General features: G+C 36.5%; 18 protein-coding genes and 1 tRNA gene. 11 read left to right on the forward strand and 8 right to left on the reverse strand.

Annotated features, from left to right (window positions below; genetic code table 11):
- Nucleotides 1-87: 87 nt before the first annotated feature.
- From HYQ40_08580 to HYQ40_08590, 3 genes are all read right to left on the reverse strand, one after another.
- Nucleotides 88-1242 (reverse strand): NADH-dependent flavin oxidoreductase, encoded by a 1155-nt coding sequence (locus HYQ40_08580; GenBank protein ID MBZ6527835.1) that lies wholly within the window; start codon nt 1240-1242, stop codon nt 88-90.
- Nucleotides 1243-1269: 27 nt separating this feature from the next.
- Nucleotides 1270-2274, reverse strand: coding sequence for an MsnO8 family LLM class oxidoreductase (locus HYQ40_08585; protein MBZ6527836.1), 1005 nt, complete (start codon nt 2272-2274; stop codon nt 1270-1272).
- Nucleotides 2275-2427: 153 nt separating this feature from the next.
- Nucleotides 2428-2982, reverse strand: coding sequence for a DUF3267 domain-containing protein (locus HYQ40_08590; GenBank protein ID MBZ6527837.1), 555 nt, complete (start codon nt 2980-2982; stop codon nt 2428-2430).
- A gap of 133 nt (nt 2983-3115) precedes the next feature.
- On the opposite strand from HYQ40_08590, the gene HYQ40_08595 reads away from it, so the two are divergent.
- Nucleotides 3116-3835: a YebC/PmpR family DNA-binding transcriptional regulator gene (locus tag HYQ40_08595; protein ID MBZ6527838.1), complete on the forward strand. Its 720-nt coding sequence runs from the start codon at nt 3116-3118 to the stop codon at nt 3833-3835.
- A 215-nt stretch (nt 3836-4050) separates the two neighbouring features.
- Nucleotides 4051-4647, forward strand: coding sequence for a nitroreductase family protein (locus tag HYQ40_08600; GenBank protein MBZ6527839.1), 597 nt, complete (start codon nt 4051-4053; stop codon nt 4645-4647).
- Between the two features lie 52 nt (nt 4648-4699).
- Here the strand turns inward: HYQ40_08600 and HYQ40_08605 are convergent, their stop codons facing one another.
- From HYQ40_08605 to HYQ40_08615, 3 genes are all read right to left on the reverse strand, one after another.
- Nucleotides 4700-6025, reverse strand: coding sequence for an MATE family efflux transporter (locus HYQ40_08605; GenBank protein ID MBZ6527840.1), 1326 nt, complete (start codon nt 6023-6025; stop codon nt 4700-4702).
- Between the two features lie 234 nt (nt 6026-6259).
- Nucleotides 6260-7285 carry an alpha/beta hydrolase gene (locus tag HYQ40_08610; GenBank protein MBZ6527841.1) on the reverse strand — a complete coding sequence of 342 codons (1026 nt, stop codon included), beginning with the start codon at nt 7283-7285 and terminating at the stop codon, nt 6260-6262.
- 36 nt (nt 7286-7321) lie between these two features.
- The gene (locus HYQ40_08615) at nt 7322-7882 is read right to left on the reverse strand and encodes a GNAT family N-acetyltransferase (protein ID MBZ6527842.1); all 561 of its coding nucleotides are present in this window, start codon (nt 7880-7882) and stop codon (nt 7322-7324) included.
- Nucleotides 7883-7992: 110 nt separating this feature from the next.
- On the opposite strand from HYQ40_08615, the gene rpmG reads away from it, so the two are divergent.
- The 7 genes from rpmG to HYQ40_08650 all read left to right on the forward strand — a co-directional run bounded on the left by rpmG (nt 7993) and on the right by HYQ40_08650 (nt 13936).
- Entirely contained in the window at nt 7993-8145 is a 153-nt protein-coding gene (rpmG, locus tag HYQ40_08620) for a 50S ribosomal protein L33 (GenBank protein MBZ6527843.1), read from the forward strand.
- A 13-nt stretch (nt 8146-8158) separates the two neighbouring features.
- Nucleotides 8159-8428, forward strand: a complete 270-nt coding sequence (gene rpsN, locus HYQ40_08625) for a 30S ribosomal protein S14 (GenBank protein ID MBZ6527844.1) — start codon at nt 8159-8161, stop codon at nt 8426-8428.
- Nucleotides 8429-8452: 24 nt separating this feature from the next.
- The gene (locus tag HYQ40_08630) at nt 8453-8566 is read left to right on the forward strand and encodes a putative metal homeostasis protein (GenBank protein MBZ6527845.1); all 114 of its coding nucleotides are present in this window, start codon (nt 8453-8455) and stop codon (nt 8564-8566) included.
- 209 nt (nt 8567-8775) lie between these two features.
- Entirely contained in the window at nt 8776-10380 is a 1605-nt protein-coding gene (locus HYQ40_08635) for a peptide ABC transporter substrate-binding protein (GenBank protein MBZ6527846.1), read from the forward strand.
- A 375-nt stretch (nt 10381-10755) separates the two neighbouring features.
- Nucleotides 10756-11427: a TetR/AcrR family transcriptional regulator gene (locus tag HYQ40_08640; protein MBZ6527847.1), complete on the forward strand. Its 672-nt coding sequence runs from the start codon at nt 10756-10758 to the stop codon at nt 11425-11427.
- Nucleotides 11428-11437: 10 nt separating this feature from the next.
- Nucleotides 11438-12340 (forward strand): ABC transporter ATP-binding protein, encoded by a 903-nt coding sequence (locus HYQ40_08645; protein MBZ6527848.1) that lies wholly within the window; start codon nt 11438-11440, stop codon nt 12338-12340.
- 3 nt (nt 12341-12343) lie between these two features.
- A complete protein-coding gene (locus HYQ40_08650) occupies nt 12344-13936 on the forward strand; it encodes an ABC-2 transporter permease (protein MBZ6527849.1) in 1593 nt (530 codons plus the stop codon).
- A gap of 112 nt (nt 13937-14048) precedes the next feature.
- Here the strand turns inward: HYQ40_08650 and HYQ40_08655 are convergent, their stop codons facing one another.
- Nucleotides 14049-14894 carry a glycerophosphodiester phosphodiesterase family protein gene (locus HYQ40_08655; protein ID MBZ6527850.1) on the reverse strand — a complete coding sequence of 282 codons (846 nt, stop codon included), beginning with the start codon at nt 14892-14894 and terminating at the stop codon, nt 14049-14051.
- A gap of 536 nt (nt 14895-15430) precedes the next feature.
- Between HYQ40_08655 and HYQ40_08660 the strand changes: the two genes are divergently transcribed.
- The gene (locus HYQ40_08660; protein MBZ6527851.1) at nt 15431-16600 is read left to right on the forward strand and encodes an ABC transporter substrate-binding protein; all 1170 of its coding nucleotides are present in this window, start codon (nt 15431-15433) and stop codon (nt 16598-16600) included.
- Between the two features lie 132 nt (nt 16601-16732).
- Here HYQ40_08660 and HYQ40_08665 read toward each other — a convergent pair.
- A tRNA-Leu gene (locus HYQ40_08665) sits at nt 16733-16818 on the reverse strand.
- 243 nt (nt 16819-17061) lie between these two features.
- Here HYQ40_08665 and HYQ40_08670 point away from each other — a divergent pair.
- Nucleotides 17062-18021, forward strand: a complete 960-nt coding sequence (locus HYQ40_08670; protein MBZ6527852.1) for a N(5)-(carboxyethyl)ornithine synthase — start codon at nt 17062-17064, stop codon at nt 18019-18021.
- The last annotated feature ends 187 nt before the right edge of the window (nt 18022-18208 follow it).

The following is an 18208-nucleotide window of genomic DNA, read 5'->3' on the forward strand; positions in this document are numbered from 1 at the left end:
CCACCAAAAAACGGCACCCTTTAACTAGGTGCCGTTTTTCTATTTGTTAGCTAGTGATGCTCTAAATAATTCAAGTGCTATCTTGTATTACTGTTCAATCAGTTCAATCGTTGCTTTAGGAATAGAGCCACTTCCCTTTAATGCCCCGACCATCATATAGAATCGTTCAGGCAAGGCTAAGTCATCGACACGACCTGTAATATCTAAAGATATCGAATCTTCTTTGCCATCTTTGAGTTTTTGCATTAAGTCCGGTTCTACAATTGCAGCTGAACCCATCGCAAGAATATCTACGTAATTCAAAGCATCAAGTAATTTGTCCGGACTTGTTAAGTCTCCGGCACCCATGAGCAAAGTACGACCATCCAATAGATCTCTTACGATGGAATTGATGACTTCTCCTTCATGTTCACCTAATTGCACTCTGTTCTTATAGCCTTCTGGGCCAAATTGCGATAGATGAATATAATCCACGCCTAACTCAGCTACTTGATCAATTAAATATAAAGCATCGTCGAATGTATAACCTACTACATCACCATGAACCTCTTCTGGGCTCAAGCGGTAGCCAATAATAAAGTCATTAGCAGCTTGTTTCTCAACCTCGTCTTGCACAGCTTTAACAACTGCTAAAGGAAATGATGCTCGTTTTTCTCGCGTTCCACCCCACTCATCCTCTCGTTCGTTGGACAATTCAGAGAAGAATTGTTGGAGTAAGTAATGATTCGCTCCGTGAATTTCTACTCCATCGAAGCCCGCTTCAATCGCACGACGTGTTGCTTCTGCAAAATATTGTATATAGTCATAGACTTCTTGATTCGTAAAGCCCGTAACAGGATAGTCTAAAAATTCGAATTGCTTCTCACTAGGTCCATATACGGCTCCCTCATCTTTGTAAGAATACTTCGCCTGGCGACCAGGATGGAAAATCTGAAGTATCGCTTTTGCACCTTTAGATTTCATGCTAGCTGCCAAATCCTTCATACCAGCCGTATGATTATCCGATTGTATACCCAACCCATAACCAAACGCATTTCCATAAGGTCCGATATTTGCTGCACCTGTTATTAACATCGAACCTGTATTCGCTCGGCGTTTAAAGTACTTAATATCGTCGGCACCAACTTGACCATCATAACTCGACCCCACAGCTACCATCGGGGCCATCGCAAAACGAGATTCAAGCTTAATCCCATTCGAAAATTCAACAGAACTAAATAATCGTTCGTATTGTTGATTCATTAACACATACCTCCATGTTAGATTGCCTTAGATTTTGTTGAACATTTTCGCTAGGTGTTTATATGAATTCAATCGTTCCTTTTCACCATGAATCGGCGCATACACCATTAACTCATCAATGCCTAGTAATTGTCGCTCATCTTCTAAAATTGCTTGAACCTTTTCGGGTGTTCCTTTAATTAAGAAGCGCTTATTGTAGTGGTTATCTAAAAAGTTTTGTTCTTGCTCTGAGTATGTATAATCTTTCAATTCTTCTGGACTCACGTTTTTAATCATACGCCCTCGTGATAAAGCTAATTGTGATAATTCGGTTGGTTTAGCAAGGTAATCTGCTTCTTCTTCAGTATCTGCGACAATTACTGAATAACTCACCATAACCGATGGTTTTTCAAAGAATCGACTCGGTTGGAATTCATCACGGTATTGCTTGAATACTTTTGGATCCGTTTCTAATCCAAAGAATTTCGCAAAACTATACCCTAGACCCATTTCACCTGCTTTACTTGCTGATTGACCAGATGACCCAAGCATCCACGGTTGTGTCAATGTCAAGGTTCCTTGTGGCATCGCATTTGTACGACCATAATAACCGTCTGCTTGCTGATCTGATAGATAGTCTAAAATCACTTCAATCTTTTCATATTGATCATCAAACGAATTCGGCTTGCCTTGTGCAAGTGCAACAATTTCATTGGGTCCACTACCTGGCGCACGTCCCAGGCCTATATCAATACGGTCTGGCGCTAAGGCTGTTAACGTTTTAAAATTCTCTGCGATTTTAAGTGGCGAATAATGCATAATCATCGTTCCACCAGTACCTAAGCGAATCTTTGACGTTATAGCAGACATATAGGCTGCTAATAACTCAGGTGATGAACTCGCATGTGTCGGTGAATTATGATGCTCTGCAAACCAATAACGTTTAAAATTTAGTTTTTCTATTTCTTTTACGAAACGTGTTGTTCGCTCAAAAGCAGCCTCCGGCGTTTCCCCATCATTCATTGTAACTAAATCATGTACTCCTAATTCCATTTATATATCGTCCTCTCATAATGCATATTCTTATCTCTATTGTAACAAGTGAAGCCGTAAAATGATTGTTTTATGCTTTTTCTTACTAAAAAAATAGACAACCACTTTTTCGGTTGTCTAAAAGAAATATTTATTATATTGATCAGTTTGAGTTTATATATTGAGTTTTTGATAAATATTTATTCCTTTGTCAGTATCTTCTACAATGACATTACCCGGCGTATTTAATATAAGATATGTAAAGTAGAAATCACCAATACATCCGGCTGTATGAATAACTCCTACGAAAAGAAATATATAGACAGACATGACATCAACGAGTGTCAAAATAAGCATACCGAAAGTAATGAGCGTGAATGGTGCTAATAAAATCCAAATAAACTGATTGGCCGGATATTTATTCCCAAAACTACCCGCATATGCCATCCCAGCTTTAAAACCGTACACCACTTTTGCACCGGGTTTGAATATTTTGAAAAAAAGTCCATGAATTCCTTCATGAATAAACAGGATTCCGAAGCATAATATACTTGAAACGAAGAAGTCACTTGTACTTAAGTCTGCTTCAGCCAAACCTAAATATAGATAGGATATAAGCCAAAAAACAGGCACACTGGCTAGTAACACACCAATGCTCCATAGATTAATCTTCTTTATCAAATCTTTGTTGTCTAGTAAATTCACTTCGTCATATAAATCTAAATTCATTTCATCCCTCTTCCATTTAACATATATTCTATTCTAACAGATTCTCTTGTTCATTTTGTGGTTAATGGGATTTTACAATTAAGGGGTTTCATTATATGATTACTTAGATGACTATGACAAAGGGAGTGAGTAGATGGCTGGACATTCAAAGTGGAAGAATATTCAAAAACGAAAAAATGCACAAGATTCTAAAAGAGGAAAGGTATTTCAGAAATTATCACGTGAAATCTATGTAGCTGCAAAAGGTGGAGGGGACCCGGATATGAATCCCGCACTTCGATTAGTGCTTGATAAAGCAAAAAGTGCAAATATGCCGAATGACAACATAGATCGTGCGATTAAACGAGCGACAGATTCAGCTGATGGAGCGAATTATGATGAAGTCGTATATGAAGGTTACGGACCCGGCGGTATTGGTGTACTTGTCTATGGCCTGACAGATAATCTTAACCGTACTGGAACAAACGTGCGAACGGCTTTCAACCACAACGGTGGTAACCTTGGAGAGAAAGGCTCGGTAGCTTTTCAATTCGAACGTAAAGGTTATATTGCGATTGAACGTAAAGGTTTGGAAGACGATGAAGATACTCTAATGATGAATATCCTTGAATCTGGTGCAGAAGATATGGACATATCTGAGGAGGTCGTTGAAGTATACACTGCTGCAACTGATTTCACAGCTGTTCGTGATGCTTTAAGTCAACTTTACACGATCTCTCAAGCAGAATTAACAATGAAACCAAATATATTAGTTCCGCTTGATGAATCTTTAGTTGAAGAATTCGAAGCAATGATTGATATCATTGAAGATGACGATGACGTCACTGATGTGTATCATAATGCAGAGTATTAATTTCAAATAATAAACCAAGGAGACAGAATGAATTCCCTAATCGGAAAACGTTCTGTCTTTTCGAAGAAACACAAAAAGCATCTTCTCTATATGCAACTAAACAACAATTTCGCTATTGTGTCTATTATCTCGAATCAGAGGTTTACATTCATTCAAATACACCTTATAATAATTAAGTAAGTTAATAATTTTAAACAAAGAGGAGAATTTTTAACATGGCAGAATTTAAAAATGTAATCAAAAATCGTCGTTCAATCTATGCATTAGGTAACAACAGTGACTATTCAATCGAAGAGATTGTTGCGACAATTAAAGAAACTCAAAAAGATGTACCTTCAGCTTTCAACAGCCAAACTTCACGTTTAGTTGTATTAAATGGTGAAGCTAACATTAAATTTTGGGATTTAATCTTAAAAGTTCAAGAAGAAGTTTTAGACCAAGGCACTTGGGACTTCATGTCACCAATCATGCACGGTGCTAAAAATGGTATCGGTACTGTACTATTCTTCGAAGACCGCGATGCAATAGCAACAATGCCTACTCAAGGTCAACGTACTGAAGCATACAAACAAAACAACTCAGCTAACTCTCAATACGCTACTTGGTTAGCTTTAGCTGAAATGAACTTAGGCGGATCATTACAACACTTTAACGTTGGCTACGAACAAGGCTTCGATAAAGCAGTTCGTGAAATGTTCAACTTACCAGAATCATTTGAATTAGTAGCTCAAATGCCATTCGGTTCAATCGAACAAGCTGCTGGCGAAAAAGAATATATCGATTCAGACGTACAAGTTCAATTAATTAAATAATTATATAAAAATCCCTGTCAATTTCACAATTGACGGGGATTTTTTGCTTCAATTAACTAAATCGTTTTAATGATTTTCGCAAGATATAGATAGCAAAGACACAAGTTATCGCTTCAACAATCACTAAAGTTAACCATACACCAAGCAGATTAAACCACAATGACATCACAAGTAATACCGGAATAATGAGTATGAATCCACGTAAAGCAGATAATATTAAAGATGATCTTGCTTCATTAATCGCTGCTAAAAAGTAAATCACCATAAAATTAATACCTGTCAATAAAAATGACACAAAGTATAAAGGAATTCCCTGAACAGCAATCGCCGCTAATTCATGATTTTGTTCACGATTGAAAATCATAACTAAAGCATCTGGAAAGAAAAATCCTATTATAAAAATGATTACACTTAGGATACTTGCAGCAATTAGTGCTAATTTAAGTACATGTTTCAACTCTTTAGATTTGTTTCGTCCAAAATACTTACTTGCCAGTGGTTGAAAACCTTGGCCGAGACCAGTGAACAACGCAATCACAATTATATTAATATTTGCAATAATCGCATAGGCTGATACAGCAATATTTCCCACTAATTGCAAGAGAACAATATTGAATAAAAACATCACAACTGCGGATGAAAACTCATTGAAAAATGACGAAAAACCTAAATTCACTATCTCTTTTAACTTATTGAATGTCAGTGCAACTTTATTAAATTGTAGTCGATGATCTGGACGTCGCCAATGCAACCCAGCAATTAGAATCGATGTAATCGGTGAACAAACTGTCGCAATAGCAGCTCCACGCAGTTCCATCTGTAGCGGGAAGATAAAGATATAATCCAAGACAATATTCACAAGTCCCCCAGCCAACATCGCAATCATCGCTAAGCGCGGATTGTTATCATTACGCAAAAATGAAATGAACACAAAATTAAGCATAAATAAAGGAGAGAAAAACATTAAAATATCATAATAACTTTTCGACAGATGGAATATTTCTTCGTTCGCACCTAAAAAGCTCAATATGGAATCCGAGAAAAGCGTTGTGATAGCAGCAAAAATCACCGAAACAATTAGTGTGAATAATAAGGTCATATTAAATAACCGGTTCGCATCATCCTCTTGCTCCTTGCCTAAGGCAATCGCAAACAGCGTTGCGCCTCCAATACCAAACATCCAACCGATTCCGTTAAAGACATTAATCATTGGAAGAACAATATTCAAAGCTGCGATACCGTGTGCCCCTACACCGTTAGCAATAAAAAATGTATCAGCGAATATAAATAATGATTGCCCTAACATACTCAACATGGCTAGTGAAGTGTATTGAATAAATAATCTTTGTGTAGTCTTTTGATCTTCAACTTGTATCATTTTATTTTCCTCCTCAAACAAAAAAGGCCCCCTCCCTTTTGTTTCTACGACCTACACAAAAGGAAAAGAGCCTGACTAATTTATCCGGTGATAAACTAGTTGCTTTGATTTAATTAAATTTATAAGTATTGTATCAACCTCACTTTTTAAAGTCAATCATAAAAGTAAATGGGCAACGTTGTCTCATTTCAATAAAAAAAACAACTCCGATATAGTAATCGAAGTTGTTCTTAATTAATCTGGTTGTTTTGCGAAATAATTTTTTACTGCATATTTAAAAGTTGCAAGAAGATGCGCTCGAGCCTCTTGGGCGATCAGTGTGTTCGGTTGAATAATATCGAAGGCATGATAAGCCCCTTCGAATAATTTGAAATGCACTGGCACACCTGCATCAAGTAAGTAACCAATATAATTTACCGTCTCATCAAAGAACGGTTCGATTGTTCCGGCATGTGTGTAAGTTGGAGGTAATTTTGAATAGTCTTTTGCTTTTATTGGTGAAGCATAGATGGGTACCTGGTCGGTTTGATACAATGGACCTAAGTACATCTTCCATGCTAATTCATTATAATGACTATTCCAAATCGGCCCATTATTATTTTGAGCAGAAGTAGTCTGCATACTCGCGTCCAACATTGGGTATAAAGGCATCTGAAAAGCTATATTCACCTCTTCACGGTCTCTTGCTAAAAGAGATAAAGCTGCAGTCAAACCTCCACCAGCACTATTTCCGCCGACAAAAAGTTGATCTGCTCTTACTCCATAGTCATCCGCATGATCTTTTAACCATTTTAGCGCCAAGTATGAGTCTTCAACAGCTGTGGGATAAGGTGTTTCACCTGATAATGTATAATCGGGAGCAACAACGACGCACCCACTCACTTCAATAAAGCTATCAATAAAAATTGCATCTTGCTCAGGCGCACCTAAAGAATACCCCCCACCATGCAACCAAAGAAGACCGGGTACGCCTTGATCTGTTGAATCCCACTGATTCTTAGACTGTGTGAGGAAGATTTCTTTATCTGAATGCACACGCTGACGCGGTCGAAAAACACATAGTCTTAGTTGTGTTCCATCTTCTCTAGGAATCCAAACTTCTCGTAAGCGATTCGGGCCACTATATTTACCTCGTAATGACCGTTGAGATTGTTTTCCTAATTTTTTCATTGCCCATTGATTCATTTTAGGTTGTAATCGTTGTATCCATTTTCCTTTTCGTCGCAGTTCTGGATGTATCATATCTGCAGTTACTTTCATAAACGTCGCCTCCTTGTAACCTTTATTCTACTGGATTTAGGAAGATTGTGCATTTGATATGAACTCGTCCGTTGATGATTTGCTAAATAGCACATGTCTTTCTAAGCTGTGCCCACTAGAAAGATTAGGGTGATTAAATTCCTTGATAAAGCTCATACCGATTTTATTCATGACATTTCTTGATGGCTGATTTATTTTTGCGGTGAAACTATATATTGTTTTCAGATCTAAAACGTCAAATCCATATGATAAGCAAGCTTTAGCCGCTTCAGTTGCATACCCTTTCCCCCAAGCATCACGTTTGAGACGCCAACCTATCTCTGTACATGATGTAAAATCAGCATCAAACGTAGCTTGATGAAGACCTATATAGCCAATGAATTCCTCGGATTCTCTCTCCTCAACCGCATATAAACCATGACCCCTCTCGTCGAATTCAGCTTGAATTTTCTCAATAAAGTGTAATGATTGTTCTTTTGTTAAAGTCTTTGGAAAATAACGCATGACCTCTTCATTTTGATTCATACAGATAAACGGTTCGATATCCGCTTGCTTCCAATCTCTCAATATTAATCGTTCAGTTTGAAAATAAATCATTTTATTACCTCGAATTCTAATTATTTTATTGACATCTCTAACCCTTCTTGATACTATACCTAAATAGTAACGATTACTATTTGCGATCATATCTTTTAAAGGAGTAAACAATGCGTAACAACATTTTAATGGAATGCAAAGAAACTGGCGAACGTTTATACTTAACAACGAAAAATCACCGTAATAACCCTGATCGTCTTGAATTGAAGAAATATTCACCTAAATTAAGACGACGTACTTTATTCGCAGAAGTAAAAAAATAAGGAGGACACACACTTGGCAAAAAAATCAAAAATTGCAAAATACGAAAAACAACTCGCACTTGTCGAGCATTATGCTACATTACGTCATGAGTTAAAAGCAGCCGGCGATTACGAAGCGTTAAACAAATTACCCCTCGATTCCAATCCAAATCGCTTACGGTTACGCGATAATATCGATGGGAGACCAAGAGGATATATGCGTAAATTTGGTATGTCCCGTGTCAATTTCCGGAAATTTGCTCATTTAGGTCAAATTCCCGGTGTGCATAAAGCGAGCTGGTAAAACAATTAAAGGAGCAAACTAACTATGGTAAAAATGACTGTTTCTAGCGCTTATCGTGATTTAAAGAGTCCCAATATTAAAACACGTAAACGGGCTTTGAAATTAATTAAAGAAGCAAAACGACAAAAACTTATCTAACTACTGACTTTTTTCTCCATGAAAAAAAGTTTTTTCATGGAGACTTTTCATTAATATATACCTACTATATTTACCACTTTCAATCTATAATTTTATATTTTATTGACTTATATTTTGAATAAAGAAATTATTAACTTAAAATAAACGTATCGACATAATCCTTCCATATTTGGGATGACCTCGTACAAAGGAGAACATTCATGATGAAAATGAAAGCGTTTTTAATATTAGCCTTCGCCTTATTATCCATCGGTCTCATTACTCCAGTCAGTGTGTCTTATGCACAAGAAGAAAAAATTCTGAATGTAGCGATCGCCTCAGAACCTCCATCAATTGATCCAGCTTTAGGGAATGAGAATATATCTGGGGCTGTTATCCGTAATACCTTTGAACGATTAACATGGTTAGACACCGAAGGTGTTCCTCAACCTGCGGTTGCAGAATCATGGGAAGCAAGCGAAGATGGTTTAACTTACACGTTTCACTTAAGAGAAGGTTCTCAATGGACCAACGGTAAACCTGTAACGGCTCATGATTTTGAGTATAGTTGGAAACGGACATTGAATCCAGAAACTCTATCTCAATCTGCTGCTTTATTTTATATTATAGAAGGTGCAGAAGAATATAATGTTGGTGATGGATCTGCTGAAGATGTGGGTGTAACAGCTTTAGATGATTACACTTTAGAAGTGACTTTAATTAACCCTGCTCCTTATTTTTTAGATTTAATTAACGGACAAGCTTTCTCACCTGTACTTCAATCTGTGGTAGAAGCGGATCCAGGTTGGGCAACCGAAGCGGGTGATGGATATGTATCAAATGGTCCATTCACTTTGATTGAATGGGTTCATAATGGACATATTACATTAGGTAAAAATGATACTTACTGGGATAGTGAAAACGTTCATTTGGATCAAGTAAATATGCAAATTATCGAATCACAATCTACAGCGAACAACGCCTTTCAAGCTGGTGAGATTGACTATGTCGGTAATCCATTTACCTACGTTTCTTTAGATGCGTTAGAGATATACCGGGAGAATGGTCAGTTAACGATTGCGGATGAAGGTTCTGTCTACTACTACACTATCAATACTCAAGACGAGATTATGTCTAACTTAAACATGCGTAAAGCACTAGCTTTAGCCATTGACCGTCAGAGTTTAATTGATAACGTATTAAAAGGTGGAGAGAATCCTGCTATGGGACTTGTTCCTCCTTCAATTAATGGGTTTGAAAATAAAGAACCTTACTTCTCAGACAATGACCCAGAAGCCGCAAGAGAGTTTTTGAGTCAAGCTTTAGAAGAATTAGGTCTATCTGATCCGAGTGAGTTGACCCTTTCACTCGATTTTAATACGAGTGAAGCGCATTCAGCTGTTGCTCAATTTATTCAAAATAATTGGATCGATAATTTAGGTATAAACGTTGAACTTTCGAATGCAGAGTGGCAAGTACATCTCGATAATCTAGGCTCGCAAAATTACCAAGTAGCTCGTTTAGGTTGGTCTTCAAGATATAATGATGGAACATCACTATTAAACATGTACTTAACTCCGACTACTGGGAACAATTATACAGGATGGGATAGTGAAGAATATCGTAGACTACTTGAACAAGCAGATAGTGAATTAGATTCGGAAAAACGAATTGATCTATTAAAGGAAGCAGAGGCTCTCTTTATCGAAGAAATGCCCGTTATTCCAATCTACTACTACAGTAATCCGTATGTTGTGCAAGATCACGTCCTGAATATGGTCCCTGACTCACTTGGACATGTTAACTTAAAACCAGTGGATATTGTGCTTGAATAAATTCTCAGAAAGTAAACACTACCAATTCTTCTCTTCAAACAATGACAACAAGCTTTTTACACTCATACAATCGATTCAATTAATTGCTTACTAATCGATTAATCAGTTTAATCAGTTTAATCACCTGTTTAAACTGTTTCCAAAACAAACCCACTACTGTAGTGACCCCTTAAATCCGGACAAGGATTTAGGGGGTTTTTATATGGGAAAAGAATATAATAAAGAACTAAGATTGACCATTGTTAATGAAAATCAAGAAATTAATGGACAATTTTCACTTAATAATACTTCGTAAAATAATTGACCAGAGTGGTCATGTGTGTTAGGGTGTGAGTAAATTGACCAGAGTGGTCATTTATCGAAAGTGGGTGCTTCTTGTTAGAAAACCAACAATTTAATCGACTTGATGATGCAAAGAAAGAACGCATTTTAAATGCAGCTTTTAAAGAATTTGCTGAAAAAGGCTTTGATGACGCTTCAACAAATCGGATTGCTAAGGAAGCGAATATTAGTAAAGGAAGCTTGTTTAATTATTTCAATAACAAGGAAGACTTGTTTAAGTATTTAATTGAATTATCTTTAAAACGCATTAATACAATGTATTTTCAGAAGGTTAATTATGACATTACTGATATTTTCGATCGGATTATTCATTTTTCACAAATTAAAAGTCAAGGATATCCTAGATATAAAGATACGTTTGATTTTCTAGGTCATATTTTTGTAAATATTTCACGTTATACAACTATTTATGAAGGCTTAGCACAGGCACATCAAACAATTAAGCAACAAGTTGATAATGTATTAAATAAAGATATTGATTTAACAAAATTTCGTGAGGATATTGATGCTGAGAAAGCATTGAATCTAATTTATTGGTCGATAGAAGGTTATCGCAGCAATCTTGTGACGCATTTTTCTGATAAGGATTTTACAGAAATAAATCCCTCAGACTTAACACCACTTTATGATGAATTTTTTGCTTATATTCATTTATTGAAGACGGTATATTACAAACCAATATATGTTACTGACGGTTCTAAATAAGGAGGACAAAATGTCAAACGTAATTGAAGTACAAAATTTAACGAAAAGATTTGGTAAGTTCACAGCATTAGATAAGGTCAATCTTAATGTTAATAAAGGCGAAGTCCATGGATTTATTGGGCCAAATGGTGCCGGTAAATCAACTACCATTCGTGTTTTATTAGGTATGTTAAAAGCTAATTCAGGTCTGGTTAAAGTATTTGATCAAGATGCTTGGCAACAATCAGTAGATATTCATAGACGCATTGCTTACGTACCAGGAGACACTAATCTTTGGCCAAATCTAACCGGTGGGCAAATCATTGATTTATTGCTGAAGATGCACGGTGGTCAAGTGAATCAAGAACGTTTAGAGGATTTGATACAACGCTTCGAACTTGACCCTACAAAAAAGAGTCGGACTTATTCTAAAGGAAACCGCCAGAAAGTTGTCTTGATTGCCGCTTTTGCAGCAGATGTGGATTTATATATTTTAGACGAGCCTACTTCTGGTCTGGACCCGTTAATGGAACGTCTTTTCCAAGAACTTATCTTTGAAGCTAAAGAAAATGGAAAAAGTGTTCTCTTATCAAGTCATATTTTATCTGAAGTGGAGCGTCTGTGTGACAGTGTTTCCATTATTGGTAAAGGCCAAATAATTGAGTCAGGTACGCTAGATGAGTTGCGTCATTTAACTCGAAATAAATTAACAGTTCAAACTGAAAAACCGATGAATAATTTAGCTCAATTAGAGGGTGTTCATGAATTAATTGAAATGGATGGGAATCGCTATCAGATGCAGATTGATAGCCCTAAACTTAATAAAATTATGCAACATTTCTCAAATTTTAATCTGATAAATTTAGAAAGCCAACCGCCTACTTTGGAAGATCTATTCTTACATCATTATGAGAATCCGCAAGGAGGTCAGTAGTCTATGCTCACACAGCTTTTTAAAGAGACTAACCGAATTTTTAGTTTGCTATTGCGTCAACATCGGCTAAATATTATTCTTTGGCTAATTGGGATTGTTGGACTGACTTTAGGCGTGGCTTACGTTTACCCTATGATTTACGAAAACCAAAGTGACTTGATGGGCTTAGGAATTACAATGCAAAACCCTGCCATGACTGCGATGTTAGGTCCTGCACAATTACCAGCGGACTACACAGCTGCTATTGCTTTTGCTGGAGAGATGTTGTTATTTACAGCAGTTGGAATGGCCGTTATGAACATTTTATTGGCTAGCACGACAACACGGTTGGATGAAGAGGAAGGTAGACTAGAGCTCGTTCAATCATTACCCGTTGGGAAATTATCTTATGCAACTGCTGCAACTTTATTAATGTTTTTACTCAATGCAGCCATTACATTAGCAATTGCTATTGGCCTGGGTCTCATGGGCAATGCTGATTTTACTTGGGAAGCTTCATTTTTATATGGGGCGGTCCTTGGAGCTACTGGATTATTCTTTTCAGGTGTCACCTTTATTGCTGCTCAATTGAGTGAGACAACTCGAGGAACGCGTAGCATCGCATTCTCTGTGCTCATTCTTTCATATATTATTCGTGCTTTTGGAGACGTTAGTAATGAAACATTGTCCCTTTTTTCTCCTTTAGGTTGGACAGTACGAACAGAAGTATTTGCTACTAATGAATGGTGGCCAATTATTGGATTGATTGTTGGGGCGGCGCTTTTGATTGGAGTCGGTTTTATATTAAATCATCGTCGCGATATTTTCCAAGGTTTGTTGCCCCAATATCCTGGTAAGAAAAATGCTTCTTGGTTCTTGAAAACTTTACCTGGTTTTGTCTGGAGTCAAGAAAAAGTAAAATTAATTTCATGGTCTTTAGGAGTCTTCCTTATAGCAACGGCCTTCGGTGCGATTTTAGGTGATCTTGAAACATATTTTGCTGACATGGATATTTTGCAAGCTTTTCTACCAAATTTGGACACTGCCTCTTTGACTGAGGAATTTATTCGACTATTGTTCGCAATTATGTCCCTATTTACCAGTATTCCTGCTGTGACTATGATAACGAGTCTGAAACACGAGGAAGATGTTGGACGATTAGACATTATTTACAGTCGATCCGTTTCGAGGACTAAGTTGCTACTGACCTATTATTTAATCGGTTTAGTATTTATTGCAATGATGCAACTTTTAATGGCAGTTGGTATTTACTATTCTGCGAGTTTTATGATGGATGAGCCTTTATCACTCGTAACTTTTGTAGAAATAGCCTTGTTATATATCCCTGCCATTTGGTTTCTATTAAGTTTAACTACTTTCATACTAGGATTCGTTCCTAAAGTCCTACAATTGATTTGGCTTTACTTAACGTTCTCTTTCATCGTGAGTTATTTAGGTAATCTAATGGAGTTTCCAGAATGGTTAAATAACTTATCTATCTTTCACCACACTCCGGTGGAATTTGATGTATACCCTTTATTGGCCATTAGCGTATTAGCTATTGTACTTTCGTCGCTTGGTTTTGTTGCTTATAACCGACGTGATTTGAATAATTAATGACTATAACTAATCTTTTTTGATAGGTTGGGAACAATAGCTACTGATTGTGCCGATAATTCTCAAAAATACGCAAAAAACCGCTAAAGTTGTAAATACTTTAGCGGTTTTTCTAATTAGTTTCTCTAATTCGGTTGCGGTAATCATTGACGAAGTTAGGCCAATCCGTCTTAATAACATTCACCCCGTATTTTCGCATAATGCTCCATACATAGGTCTCACTACCTAATATTGCCGCTGTGTCATCCAGCACATCGAATAATTTATATTCTCTACCTAAATGTTCTGAATTCGCAATAATCATCATATCTTGATTAATCATCTTGTTTAGCCAATTGCTTTCTAATAGTGAATGATTATTTAAATCATCAATTCGCAAGTCTACTCCAATTAACCGAATGTTATCGTAGGCTTTTACACGTTCAAAATCTGCTTGTTCGTAAGCAATCGCAACGAATGGTATATTCAGATTAGCCTTATTCAACTGTTCTAAATACTTTGGCTCTGCAGGGGCCTTAAGGAATAATAAATCTTTCTTGCCTGATCTTACAAGCATCTCGAAAAAAGCTTCATCTTCCCAGTAGTCCGACGACCGATCAATGTTGACGATATAATTTAATGGAAGCCAGTCTAAAAAATCTTTTAATTTCTCTACTCGGTACCCTGATCTTTCCGCATTCGAATTAAGTAAAACTAAAGAATCGATCTCTTCAGAAGTCATCTCTTCGAATTCTTTGTCAACGTTTAATAACATTCTTACGCTGAGTTTATGGAACAGATAATATACACCGTCAGATGACCGGCATACATCGACTTCAATAATATCTGCACCTGCTTTTTTAGCCGTTATCGCAGCTTGGCGAGTATTTTGAATTACGTTACCACCCCAAAATCCACGATGGGACATGATTAAAAACTTTTTATCATTTTTTGTTTGTTTAATTATATTTTCACTCATTATATTCTCTTTCTTTTAATTATTACTTTAAGTTAGTATAAAACAGCTTACTTGGTAAGACGTGTAATATATATAAAGTTTCTGTTACAATTATGTAAAGGGCATACATTATTAATCCCATGTAATTGTAATCGATTACCACACTTGTTCATTATAACATCCACTTGAGGGTTTGGAAATGATTTTTCTATGAATATTTATAATATTAAGTGAAATCGTTCGTAGAGTGACCTTTTATATTTTATATAATATTACTTGCACATCTTTTTTTTATGTGTTATCTTAAATTCACATTAGAAAACAATGAAGCTTTAAGGAGAATTCGTATGTATCTGTTAACAAACACAAAACAAAACAACGTCGTCGTCGACGCTGTCAGGACTTAGCTTATTCGAGTAAATTTCGAGTATACGCCAAGTCCTATTCGTGTTTGTTGACAGAATAGGCGTTTTCTTTTTAAAAGCCCTATTCTATCCAACAAGATAGAATAGGGCTTTTTATTTTTTCTATTGAATTATAAAAGGGAGATTATTATTATGAAACTAAGAAAAATTGGAATTACTTTATTATCAATGTTGACTTTAGGTACAAGCTTCTCATCGGCTATGACAACTGCAAATGCTCAAGATCAAGAACCTATTCGTATTGGTGCTAACTTAGAACTATCGGGCTATGGATCAGCTTATGGCGTGCCTATTATTGATAATCTTACTTTAGCTGCTGAAGAAATTAATGAAGCCGGAGGATTATTAGGTGGACGAATGATTGAAATCATCGATTATGATAATACATCAAATAAAACCGAAGCAACTTCTATCGCTACTCGCTTAGCAGAAGAAGATGTATCAGCAGTAATTGGCCCAGCAACCTCTGATATGATTTATGCATCGCGTCCTTCTGCTATAGATAGTCAATTGCCAACAATGTATCCAGTAGGAACTTCAGATGATTTAACAATAGATGATAATGGGGATGTATTAAGTAATATTTTCCGCTTAGCCTTTACTTACTCATTCCAAGGGCAAGCAGCCGCAAGATTTGCGGTAGATGAATTAGGCGCAACCAACGCAGCTGTGATTACAGACCAATCAAATGATTATTCGGTTGGTTTAGCGAATCCTTTCAAGGCTGAATTTGAAGCTTTAGGCGGAACAATTGTCGATGAACTTTCTTATAACGGTGGCGAGCAAGACTTTATGGGTATTTTAACGTCATTAGCTGCAATGGATTTTGATGTTTTATACATTCCTGGCTTCTTCAGTGAAGGAGGAATCATCGTTCGTCAAGCTCGCGAGATGGGGATTACACAACCTATTTTAAGTGGTCATGGTTTTGCGAGTGATACGTTAATTGAAATTGCTGGCCCTCAAAATGCGACTGAATTATATATTACATCTCATTTCCATACTGGGAGCGAGAATCCAGGTGCACAAGAGTATGTTGCCAAGTTTGAAGAGCGTTATGGAAACTCACCAGATACGTTTGATGCTTTAAGTTACGATGCTGCTCACTTAATTTTCCAAGCGATTGAAGAAGCAGGTTCAGATGATCCCGCTGCGATTCGCGATGCAATGGAACAAATTCAATTCGAAGGAATTACAGGTGCTTTTCAATATGATGAATACCATAATGCGGTAGAATCTGCACCAATGTTACATTATATAGATGGTGAAGTTGCTGAAGTATTTGAAGTTGATGGGAACTAATTAAATAAATAAAGCAGGACAAACTCATTCAGTTTAGTTTGTTCTGCTTTTTATTTATCTGAAATAAGTTATGGCAAAAAAATAACCCTCACTCGTTAAGAGTAAGGATTATTTTAAACTGATGTACTGTTATGCCGAGGGCCGGAATCGAACCGGCACGGTAGTCACCCACCGCAGGATTTTAAGTCCTGTGCGTCTGCCAGTTCCGCCACCCCGGCATGTCGGTAAAAAGTGGTTGGTCGTGACAACGACAAAAAGAAGTATACCATCTATTTGTATGTTTTGTCAACACTATCCTAACTATTTAATAGTAAGTTCCATCTGATATTATTTATTTAACTAAGTAATATGTTGATGTAACCACTTTTGATATCTATTTTAATAATACTTATAAAGTGTAATCTATAATTTTTTCGAAAAAAGGTTATAATAGATTTGAGTATTTAAATAGGAGGTATTATATGAAATTAGGGATATTAAAACCAAGCAATCCTGGTGAGAAAAGATTAACACTACTACCAGAACATATTGAAGGCTTTGAAAATGACATATTAGTCGAGGCTGGTTTTGGTGAAAGTCTTGAAGTAACAGATAAAGAATATGAGGATAAAGGATGTACTGTCCTTTCGCGAGAAGAGGTTTATGCACAAGCCGATGCGATCTACTCGATGAAAGGTATACCTGAAGAGGAATATGAGTTATTACAAGACAACCAAATTATTATTGGTTGGGTCCATCCACAAGCTAAAGGGAAAGCGTTTATGGAAGGAGTCGCAACTGATAAACATCTGCTTATCTTAAATATTGATAATACAAATCCGACGATTGCTTTTGAAGATAAGATTGAACCTATTCCATTCATCCGAAGTAATTTCACTTACAAAAATAGTGTCACTGCTGGCTATGTTGGTACGATTCACTCGATGTTGAGTTATGGAAAATTATTCAGCTCAACTACTAATATTGCGATTCTTGGTTCAGGTAACGTATCGCAAGGTGCAATGAACGCAGCGTCGAAACTTGGTGCCATTGATAATATCCGTATGTTTTACCGTAGTAACATGGATGAGTTCTATGCATCCTATGACGAGTATGATGTGATTATTAACGGAATTGCGGTATCTGATCCGACAAACCATATGTTGACTCGTGACCATGTTAAAAACATGAAAAAAGGAACACTCGTTGTAGACTTGGCTGCACAACCTGGCGAAGCGGTTGAGTTCAGTAAAGAAACGACTTACGACGAGCCTCTACTTAAAGTTGATGATATCTTTGTATACTGTATTCGTAATATTCCTTCTTTAGTCTACCGTACGGCGAGCGATGTCTTATCGGAGTCATTTAGTGACTGGGTGTTTAAACGTAATTTAAAAGACTACATCGATTTAGCTAAAGAACACGGCTATACAACAAAATAATGTTATCAAACTGAGTAACGTTTCGGTATTCAGTTTTTCTAAATTAATAATTAAGGCAATTCATTACAAGTGTGATAGCCTATTCAAAAAGAGCTGAGTGTTTATCTCATCTCTTTTTTTGTATAATCAATTAGAGTCCTCACAATCGTCTTTCAGATGAATACGTGATAAAGTGAAGATAATAAAA

The sequence above is a fragment of the Aerococcaceae bacterium DSM 111021 genome (genome assembly GCA_020112395.1).
GTDB lineage: Bacteria > Bacillota > Bacilli > Lactobacillales > Aerococcaceae > Ruoffia.

Coding starts and splice junctions, on each gene's coding strand:
- HYQ40_08580 (MBZ6527835.1), bottom strand. CDS start 1,242: ATGAATCAACAATACGAACGATTATTTAGTTCTGTTGAATTTTCGAAT.
- HYQ40_08585 (MBZ6527836.1), bottom strand. CDS start 2,274: ATGGAATTAGGAGTACATGATTTAGTTACAATGAATGATGGGGAAACG.
- HYQ40_08590 (MBZ6527837.1), bottom strand. CDS start 2,982: ATGAATTTAGATTTATATGACGAAGTGAATTTACTAGACAACAAAGAT.
- HYQ40_08595 (MBZ6527838.1), top strand. CDS start 3,116: ATGGCTGGACATTCAAAGTGGAAGAATATTCAAAAACGAAAAAATGCA.
- HYQ40_08600 (MBZ6527839.1), top strand. CDS start 4,051: ATGGCAGAATTTAAAAATGTAATCAAAAATCGTCGTTCAATCTATGCA.
- HYQ40_08605 (MBZ6527840.1), bottom strand. CDS start 6,025: ATGATACAAGTTGAAGATCAAAAGACTACACAAAGATTATTTATTCAA.
- HYQ40_08610 (MBZ6527841.1), bottom strand. CDS start 7,285: ATGAAAGTAACTGCAGATATGATACATCCAGAACTGCGACGAAAAGGA.
- HYQ40_08615 (MBZ6527842.1), bottom strand. CDS start 7,882: ATGATTTATTTTCAAACTGAACGATTAATATTGAGAGATTGGAAGCAA.
- rpmG (MBZ6527843.1), top strand. CDS start 7,993: ATGCGTAACAACATTTTAATGGAATGCAAAGAAACTGGCGAACGTTTA.
- HYQ40_08630 (MBZ6527845.1), top strand. CDS start 8,453: ATGGTAAAAATGACTGTTTCTAGCGCTTATCGTGATTTAAAGAGTCCC.
- HYQ40_08635 (MBZ6527846.1), top strand. CDS start 8,776: ATGAAAGCGTTTTTAATATTAGCCTTCGCCTTATTATCCATCGGTCTC.
- HYQ40_08645 (MBZ6527848.1), top strand. CDS start 11,438: ATGTCAAACGTAATTGAAGTACAAAATTTAACGAAAAGATTTGGTAAG.
- HYQ40_08650 (MBZ6527849.1), top strand. CDS start 12,344: ATGCTCACACAGCTTTTTAAAGAGACTAACCGAATTTTTAGTTTGCTA.
- HYQ40_08655 (MBZ6527850.1), bottom strand. CDS start 14,894: ATGAGTGAAAATATAATTAAACAAACAAAAAATGATAAAAAGTTTTTA.
- HYQ40_08660 (MBZ6527851.1), top strand. CDS start 15,431: ATGAAACTAAGAAAAATTGGAATTACTTTATTATCAATGTTGACTTTA.
- HYQ40_08670 (MBZ6527852.1), top strand. CDS start 17,062: ATGAAATTAGGGATATTAAAACCAAGCAATCCTGGTGAGAAAAGATTA.